General features: G+C 65.3%; 9 protein-coding genes. 3 read left to right on the plus strand and 6 right to left on the minus strand.

The genetic code is table 11. The annotated features are described in order from the left end of the window. Nucleotides 1-16: 16 nt before the first annotated feature. A complete protein-coding gene (locus ACQKPE_RS12890) occupies nucleotides 17-634 on the plus strand; it encodes a LysE family transporter (RefSeq protein ID WP_427666339.1) in 618 nt (205 codons plus the stop codon). Here ACQKPE_RS12890 and ACQKPE_RS12895 read toward each other — a convergent pair. From ACQKPE_RS12895 to ACQKPE_RS12915, 5 genes are read right to left on the minus strand one after another with little or no spacing between them, the layout of a single operon-like run. After that, nucleotides 631-1,032 carry a hypothetical protein gene (locus tag ACQKPE_RS12895; RefSeq protein ID WP_427666340.1) on the minus strand — a complete coding sequence of 134 codons (402 nt, stop codon included), beginning with the start codon at nucleotides 1,030-1,032 and terminating at the stop codon, nucleotides 631-633. The genes ACQKPE_RS12890 and ACQKPE_RS12895 overlap by 4 nt on opposite strands. 43 nt (nucleotides 1,033-1,075) lie before the next feature. Beyond that, nucleotides 1,076-1,810, minus strand: coding sequence for an amino acid ABC transporter ATP-binding protein (locus ACQKPE_RS12900; RefSeq protein ID WP_427666342.1), 735 nt, complete (start codon nucleotides 1,808-1,810; stop codon nucleotides 1,076-1,078). Next, complete coding sequence (locus tag ACQKPE_RS12905; protein WP_427666344.1) at nucleotides 1,797-2,447, minus strand: amino acid ABC transporter permease; 651 nt, start codon at nucleotides 2,445-2,447, stop codon at nucleotides 1,797-1,799. Before ACQKPE_RS12905 ends, ACQKPE_RS12900 begins: the two co-directional genes overlap by 14 nt. Next, nucleotides 2,444-3,109 carry an amino acid ABC transporter permease gene (locus ACQKPE_RS12910; RefSeq protein ID WP_427666346.1) on the minus strand — a complete coding sequence of 222 codons (666 nt, stop codon included), beginning with the start codon at nucleotides 3,107-3,109 and terminating at the stop codon, nucleotides 2,444-2,446. Before ACQKPE_RS12910 ends, ACQKPE_RS12905 begins: the two co-directional genes overlap by 4 nt. A gap of 22 nt (nucleotides 3,110-3,131) precedes the next feature. Then, a complete protein-coding gene (locus ACQKPE_RS12915) occupies nucleotides 3,132-3,917 on the minus strand; it encodes a transporter substrate-binding domain-containing protein (protein WP_427666347.1) in 786 nt (261 codons plus the stop codon). Nucleotides 3,918-4,198: 281 nt separating this feature from the next. On the opposite strand from ACQKPE_RS12915, the gene ACQKPE_RS12920 reads away from it, so the two are divergent. Both ACQKPE_RS12920 and ACQKPE_RS12925 read left to right on the plus strand, forming a co-directional pair. Continuing rightward, nucleotides 4,199-4,885, plus strand: a complete 687-nt coding sequence (locus ACQKPE_RS12920; RefSeq protein ID WP_427666349.1) for a FadR/GntR family transcriptional regulator — start codon at nucleotides 4,199-4,201, stop codon at nucleotides 4,883-4,885. Between the two features lie 142 nt (nucleotides 4,886-5,027). After that, nucleotides 5,028-6,356 carry an MFS transporter gene (locus tag ACQKPE_RS12925; RefSeq protein WP_427666350.1) on the plus strand — a complete coding sequence of 443 codons (1,329 nt, stop codon included), beginning with the start codon at nucleotides 5,028-5,030 and terminating at the stop codon, nucleotides 6,354-6,356. Here the strand turns inward: ACQKPE_RS12925 and ACQKPE_RS12930 are convergent. Next, on the minus strand, nucleotides 6,344-6,564 hold a 221-nt coding region (locus ACQKPE_RS12930), incomplete at its 5' end, for a hypothetical protein (RefSeq protein WP_427666352.1). The two genes, ACQKPE_RS12925 and ACQKPE_RS12930, sit on opposite strands and share 13 nt — an antisense overlap.

Here is a 6,564-nt window from a genome sequence, read left to right on the forward strand (position 1 = left end):
CCTGGAGACCTTTCCCATGCTCGGCGTAACCGACTACGGCGCCTTCGTCGTCGCCTTCATCGTATTGCTGGCGATTCCAGGCCCCGGCAACTTCGCGCTGATCACCGCCACCGGCAAGGGCGGTATCAAGGGCGGGCTGGCGGCCACCTGTGGGGTGATTCTGGGGGACCAGGTGCTGATGTGGCTGGCCGTGGCCGGGGTCGCAACCCTGCTGGCCACCTACCCCACCGCCTTCCACGTCGTGCAATGGGCGGGCGCGGCGTACCTGGCCTGGCTGGGCCTGCGCATGGTGTTCAGCAAGCCGGGCGCGGCGCCACGGGAAAGCCGCATGGACAGCGGCCACTACCTGCGCCAGACGATGATGATCACCCTGCTCAACCCCAAGGCGATCATGTTCTACATGGCCTTCTTCCCGCTGTTCATCGACCCGGTGCGCCACCAAGGCGTGGTCACCTTCGCGTTCATGGCCTTCACCGTCGCGGCGCTGACCTTCCTTTATGGCCTGGTGGCGGTGCTGCTGACCCAGCGCCTGGCCGAGCGCATGCGCGCCAGCCCGCGTATCGCCAACTTGCTGGAGCGGCTGGCCGGGGCGTGCTTGGTGGGCTTTGGTATCAAATTGGCGGCGATGCGCTAGGCATCGCGCAGCAAGTCGTGGGCATCGAGCAGGCGGAACGCCACTTGCGGGTTGCGCTCGAGCCCACGGCGGATGGCTGCGGGAATCGACTGGCGGGTCTTGCGGCACAGGCCGGGTTGCTCTTGTAGCTCGATGACGATACCGCGCATGGTGCGCACCTCGTTGAAGCTGGGGGCGATGTTCACGCGGATGCCCAGTTGCTCGTACAGACGTGCTTGCAGGCGCTGCAGGTCTTCGAGGTCTTTGAGGTTTTCCAGGCGTTCGAGCAGGCGCTTTTCTTCCTGGCGCGTCAGCAAGAGGATGCGCTGGGCGGCCAGCGGGCCGTCGTCCAGGCGCTCGCGACCGCAGTCGCAGGCGCCCGGTGGGCAGGGGTTACGTTGCAGGGGCGGCGTACTCATGCGCCAAGAATAGCGGTTTCCCGTTGCCTGAACAGGCCCCCTTTCAGCCTTGGTTGGTCATGCCGATGAAGTTCGCCAGCTCCGCCGTTTGCGGCGCCGCGAACAGCTGCGCAGGGGGGCCCACTTCATGCACCTTGCCCTGGTGCATGAACACCAGCTTGTCGCCCACTTCGCGGGCAAAACGCATTTCGTGGGTGACCATCACCAGGGTCATGCCCTCGCTGGCCAGCTGGCGCACCACGCCCAACACCTCGTTGACCAACTCCGGGTCCAGCGCCGAGGTGATCTCGTCGCACAGCAGCATCCTGGGCGACATCGCCAAGGCCCGGGCAATCGCCACCCGCTGCTGCTGGCCGCCGGAGAGGCGGTCCGGGTAGGCGTCGAACTTCTCCGCCAGGCCCACCCGCGCCAGCATCTGCTCGGCCAGCTCGCGGGCTTGGGCCTTGCTGGCCTTTTTCACCACCTGCGGGGCGAGCATGACGTTCTCGCCCACGCTCAGGTGCGGGAACAGGTTGAACTGCTGGAACACCATGCCGACCTTCTGGCGCAAGGCGCGCAGGTCGGCGCGACTGGCGTCGAGGTATTCGCCGTCCACCTCGATCACCCCGTCGCTGATCGACTCCAGGCCATTGAGCGTGCGCAGGAAGGTGCTCTTGCCCGAACCGCTGCGGCCGATGATGGCGACCACCTCGCCCTCCTCGATGCTCAGGTCGACGCCCTTGAGCACGTGGTTGTCGCCGTAGTACTTGTGCAACGCGGACACTCTAAGCAGGGGCATGCAGCCTCCTTTCCAGATAACGGGCGCTCAGCGAGAGCGGATAGCAGAGGATGAAATAGCCCAGCGCGACCAGGCCGTAGATCATGAACGGCTCGAAGGTGGCGTTGGCGAGCATGCCGCCGGTCTTGGTCAGTTCGGTGAAGCCAATGATCGAGGTCACCGCAGTGCCCTTGACCACTTGCACGGAAAAGCCCACGGTCGGCGCGATGGCGATACGCAGCGCTTGCGGCAGAACCACATGGCGCAGCAGTTCCAGACGGCTCAAGGCCAAGCTTTCGGAGGCCTCCCACTGCCCTCGCGGGATCGACTCCACGCAACCGCGCCAAATTTCGGCGAGGAAGGCACTGGTGAACAGGGTCAGGGCAATGGCCGCCGCTGCCCAGGCAGACACATCGATACCGAACAGGGCGATGCCGAAGAACACCATGAACAGCTGCATCAACAGCGGCGTGCCCTGGAACAGCTCGATATAGCCACGCGCCAGGGTGCGCGGCGCCGACAGCGGCGAAATGCGCCCAAGTAGCACCAGCAGCCCGGCGATACCGCCGCACAGAAACGCCACCAGCGACAACGCCAGGGTCCATTGCAGGCCGATGAGCAGGTTGCGCACGATGTCCCAGAAGGTGAAATCCATCAACGTCTCCCCATCAGCAGGCGTCTGCCAAGCCAGGCCAGCAACTGGCGCAGGGCGATGGCCATGCACAGGTACAGCAGCGTGGTCAGCAAGTAGGTCTCGAAGGCGCGGAAGTTACGCGACTGGATGAAGTTGGCAGCGAACGACAGTTCTTCGGTGGCGATCTGCGAACACACCGCCGAGCCCAGCATCACGATCACCACCTGGCTCGACAGCGCTGGCCACACCTTGGCCAAGGCCGGTTGCAGCACCACGTAGCGAAATGCCTCCAGGCGGCTCATGGCCAGGGCCGCGGCGGCTTCCAGCTGGCCACGGGGGGTGGCCTGGATGCCGGCGCGGATGATCTCGGTGCTGTAGGCACCGAGGTTGATCACCATGGCCAGCACCGCCGCCTGCCACTCGCTCAGGCGAATGCCCAGCGCCGGCAGGCCGAAGAAGATGAAGAACAGCTGGACGATGAACGGGGTATTGCGGATCAGCTCCACGTACACCCCGAACAGCGCATCGAACGGGCGCAGGCGCCAGGCCCGCACCACGGCGCCAAGCACGCCGATGGCAATGCCCAGCACGGTGCCGACCACCGTCAGCTGCGCGGTGAACCAGGCGCCTTTGAGCAGCAGGTCGCCCTGGGCCAGCACTGGCGCAAAGTCGAATTGATAGGCCATGGCTACAGGTTCCGGGCGCCGCTTACAGGTCGGCCGGCAGTGGCTGCTTCAGCCATTTCTCGGCGTTGCGGTTCAGGCTGCCGTCGGCCTTGGCGGCTTCCAGGGTGGCGTTGACCTTCTCCAGCAGCGCTGGCTCGTTCTTGGCCAGGCCTACGTACACTGGCGAGTCCTTGAGCTTGACCTTGACCACCGGCACTTTCTTCGGGTTCTTCTCGGCGATGGCGGACATCACCACGCTGCCGCTGGCGATCAGATCGACCTGCCCGGAGAGGTAGGCGGCGATGGTCGAGTTGTTGTCTTCGAAGCGCTTGATGGTCGCGCCCTTGGGGGCCACGGCACTCAGCTCCATGTCTTCGATCGAGCCACGGGTGACGCTGATGGTCTTGCCGGAGACTGCCTCGATGTTCTCGACGGGGGTCTCGGCCGGGCCGAACACCGCCAGGTAGAACGGCGCGTAGGGGCGGGAGAAGTCGATCACGGCGGCGCGCTCGGGGTTCTTGCCCAGGCTCGAGATCACCAGGTCGACCTTGCCGGTGGTGAGGAAAGGAATGCGGTTGGTGCTGTTGACCGGGGTCAGCGCCAGCTTGACGCCGAGTTTGTCGGCCAACAGTTGCGCGGTGTCGATGTCCAGCCCACGGGGCTTGAGGTCGGGGCCGACCGAGCCGAACGGCGGGAAGTCCTGAGGCACGGCCACCTTGAGCACGCCACGGGCGCTGATGTCGGCCAGTGCGTCGGCCTGGGCCGTGGGCAGGGCCAGGGAGGTGCCGCAGAACAGGGTCGCCAGGAACAGGGAGCGGAACTTCGTCATGGAATGGCCTCGCGTCGAATCCGAATGATGGGTTGATCCTGGCTGGCTATTGCACGGGGCATGCCAGACTGCGCTTGGCGGTGGCTCGAAGGGCTGCGCAGGCGCTGCGACAAGGTCTTACTGGTCTGAACAGTTGTAGGGCAGTGCCTATTTTCGTACACGGCTGCGCCCCGCTTTCGTGCAAGGCCCGGGCAGCCTGCGCCAGCACGGGGCAAAGCTTGCCAGGGCGGGCCAATGGTCGTAAAACGTCACCGTCATTCACCTCTGACTGGTCTGAACAGATGTTCGAAACCCTCCCACGCGCCGTGCCGGAAATGGCCCTGCAAGGCATCCGCAAGCTGATCGACGAAGGCCATTACCAGCCGGGCGACGCCCTGCCGTCGCAGCGCGACCTGGCCGAGCGCCTGGGGGTTAGCCGTGCGTCGCTGCGCGAGGCGTTGTCGTCGTTGAGTGCACTGGGGTTGGTCAGCGTACAGCCAGGCAAGGGCGTGTTCGTCCAGGCGCCCGCCCCTGCCACCGGGTTCGCCTGGCCCTATGCCGAGCAGGTGTCGGCCGCCGACACCTTCCAGTTGCGCTACGCCCTGGAAGGTTTCGCTGCCGGGCAGGCGGCGCTGGCCTTGACCACCGATGACCTCGACCGCCTCGAGGCCAATGTCGAAGCCATGCGCCAGGAACTGCAAGCCGGGCGTTTCGAGGCGGCGGCGCGGCTGGATTTCGCTTTCCACCAAGCGCTGCTGCAAGCCTGTGGCAACCACGCGATGGTGCAGGTGATTACCGCCAGCCAGGACATTTTCCTGGAAAGCCAGAAGCTGCCGTTCATTCGCCCGGAGCGGGCCATGGAAACCTGGCAGGAACACCGCAAGATCCTGCGGGCCCTGGGGCGACGCTCGCAGGCGGCGGCGCAGAAGGCCATGCAGGAGCACATTCGCAATGCCGCGTCGCGCACCGGGGTAGTGTTCGCGGTGTAACGGCTGTATCAGGCATCTCGATGTCGCCCTCGAAGAAGCTCCCTGCCCCACCCTCCGTTCTACTGGCCGTTGAAACCAGAAGCTGCGGCCATGACCGCGCCACTTCTTTCCAGGCTGCCTATGAACAATGGAGCACATGCGCATGTCTGCATCCCACGAGGTATCCCCCGCCACCTTGCGCCGGGTGATCGCCGCCTCGGCGATCGGTAACTTCGTCGAATGGTTCGACTTCGCCGTCTACGGTTTCCTCGCCACGTTGATCGCCAGCCAGTTCTTCGCAAGCTCCGACCCTGGCGTCGGCTTGCTCAAGACCTTCGCCGTGTTCGCCGTGGCCTTCGCCCTGCGCCCGCTGGGTGGCATCGTGTTCGGCGCCTTGGGCGACCGCCTGGGGCGCAAGCGGGTGTTGTCGATGACCATCCTGCTGATGGCCGGCTCCACCACCTTGATCGGCCTGCTGCCCACCTACGCCAGCATCGGCCTGGCAGCGCCGGCGCTGCTGACGCTTGCGCGTTGCCTGCAAGGCTTCTCTGCGGGGGGCGAATATGCCGGTGCCTGCGCCTACCTGATGGAGCATGCGCCGAATCACAAGCGGGCGTTCTATGGCAGTTTCATTCCGGTGTCGACGTTCTCGGCGTTCGCCTGTGCGGCAGTGATCGCCTATGCGCTGGAGGCCAGTCTTTCGGCTGAAGCGATGAACAGCTGGGGCTGGCGGGTGCCATTCCTGATCGCCGCGCCCCTGGGGCTGGTGGGGCTGTACCTGCGCTGGCGCATGGAGGAGACCCCGGCGTTTCGCCAGGCGCTGGCCGAGGGTCGCGAGCATGAGCATTCGCCATTGATGGACACGCTGCGCAACCATGGCCGGGCCATTTGCAACCTGGGGGCGTTCATTTCGCTGACGGCGTTGTCGTTCTACATGTTCACCACCTACTTCGCGACCTACCTGCAACTGGTGGGTAACCTCAGCCGTGCCCAGGCACTGCTGGTAACCACCGTGGCGCTGTTGTTCGCAGCGGTGGGTTGCCCCCTGGCGGGAGCGTTCTCGGACCGGGTCGGCCGGCGGCGGACCATTGGCTTCACGTGCCTGTGGGTGATGGCGGTGGTGTTTCCGTCCTATTGGCTGGCAAGCTCAGGGTCGATGTCGGGAGCGTTGCTGGGGGTGGTTTTGCTGGCGGTGGGGGCACTGCTCAGTGGCGTGGTGACGGCGGCGTTGCTGTCGGAAAGCTTCCCTACGCGGACGCGCTATACGGCTTCGGCGATCACCTACAACGTGGCCTATACGCTGTTTGGCGGCACCGCGCCGTTGGTGGCGACTTGGTTGATCGGGCAGACTGGCAGCAGCCTGGCGCCGGCGTTCTACCTGGTGGTGATCGCGGTGGTGGCGTTGGTGGGTGGGTTGGCGTTGCCGGAGACGTCGCGGATTTCGTTGCATGAGGACGTGGCGGGGGAAACGGGGCAGGTTCAGGTGTCGTAGGGCTGTAGGCCGGGGCCTGTCGAGGCCCCCACGAGCGCGTAGCAGCTGCTCTCGCTTTTGATCTTGATCTTGATCTTGATCTTGATCTTCGCGACTTCCAGAAGGCCGAGCGCAGGCGTCTGGAGGGCCATGGCGCGCAGCGCCCTTCGGCGTAGCCGAAGTCGCGAGATGTAGACTTGCGAAGCAAGTCGTAGGCCGCGAAGGCCCG

It is taken from the genome of Pseudomonas sp. NPDC089554 (assembly GCF_050280645.1).
In the GTDB taxonomy this organism is placed as follows: domain Bacteria; phylum Pseudomonadota; class Gammaproteobacteria; order Pseudomonadales; family Pseudomonadaceae; genus Aquipseudomonas.

Coding starts and splice junctions, on each gene's coding strand:
- ACQKPE_RS12890 (WP_427666339.1), top strand. CDS start 17: ATGCTCGGCGTAACCGACTACGGCGCCTTCGTCGTCGCCTTCATCGTA.
- ACQKPE_RS12895 (WP_427666340.1), bottom strand. CDS start 1,032: ATGAGTACGCCGCCCCTGCAACGTAACCCCTGCCCACCGGGCGCCTGC.
- ACQKPE_RS12900 (WP_427666342.1), bottom strand. CDS start 1,810: ATGCCCCTGCTTAGAGTGTCCGCGTTGCACAAGTACTACGGCGACAAC.
- ACQKPE_RS12910 (WP_427666346.1), bottom strand. CDS start 3,109: ATGGCCTATCAATTCGACTTTGCGCCAGTGCTGGCCCAGGGCGACCTG.
- ACQKPE_RS12915 (WP_427666347.1), bottom strand. CDS start 3,917: ATGACGAAGTTCCGCTCCCTGTTCCTGGCGACCCTGTTCTGCGGCACC.
- ACQKPE_RS12920 (WP_427666349.1), top strand. CDS start 4,199: ATGTTCGAAACCCTCCCACGCGCCGTGCCGGAAATGGCCCTGCAAGGC.
- ACQKPE_RS12925 (WP_427666350.1), top strand. CDS start 5,028: ATGTCTGCATCCCACGAGGTATCCCCCGCCACCTTGCGCCGGGTGATC.